The 644-nt window shown below is 55.7% G+C and carries 2 protein-coding genes; one reads left to right on the top strand and one right to left on the bottom strand.

Annotated elements, in window-relative coordinates; genetic code table 11:
- Positions 1 to 270, top strand: a 270-nt coding sequence (locus WH277_RS04100; RefSeq protein ID WP_339504502.1) for a LysR substrate-binding domain-containing protein, incomplete at its 5' end; no start/stop codon positions are given.
- On the opposite strand, the gene WH277_RS04105 is transcribed toward WH277_RS04100, so the two are convergent.
- A partial coding sequence (locus WH277_RS04105) for a substrate-binding domain-containing protein (RefSeq protein WP_339504504.1) occupies positions 267 to 644 on the bottom strand: 378 nt, incomplete at its 5' end. The genes WH277_RS04100 and WH277_RS04105 overlap by 4 nt on opposite strands.

Below are 644 nucleotides of genomic sequence, written 5' to 3' on the forward strand. Positions count from 1 at the left end.
CCTGACTGGGAAAGTGCGTTTGACTGCCTGCGAGCCGGGCTGTGTGTTGGGATGGTACCCGGTCATTTTGCCCAGCCCTGGCTGCAACAAGGCGTGTTGGGAGAAGTGACGCTGACGTCACCGTTTCCCGACAGTCCCTGTTATCTCAGCTGGTCTGAACAAAGCGCCTCACCGGCGCTAAGTTGGTTACTGGACTATCTGGGTAACACAGAAACCCTGAATGCAGAGTGGTTAAGTGAACATCCCGGCCAGTGGCAGGTGAGTGATTAACGGCGATAGTCGCGGAAAGGGCCATCGGCAACGGAACGACGCTCAATCAGTGAAGGGTGAACTTCAATGGTTTGCGGGTCTTCGCGTTTGCTGGTGATACGGTCCAGCAACATATCAAAAGCGGTTTCGCCCAGACGCTCTTTTGGCTGGTGGACGGTGGTCAGTGCGGGCGTAAAGTAGCGGGCGTTGCGCACGTTATCATAACCGATCACCGAAATATCCTGCGGTACGCGCAACCCCATTTCATCTGCTGCGCAAATCGCGCCCATAGCCATAATATCACCACCGCAGAAAATGGCCGTCGGGCGCTGCTTCTGCGACAATATTTGCTGCATGGCACGATAGCCCGACTCAGGTTCAAAGTCGCCCTGCAC

The organism is Erwinia sp. MYb416, assembly GCF_037479575.1.
Taxonomy (GTDB): Bacteria; Pseudomonadota; Gammaproteobacteria; order Enterobacterales; family Enterobacteriaceae; genus Erwinia; species Erwinia rhapontici.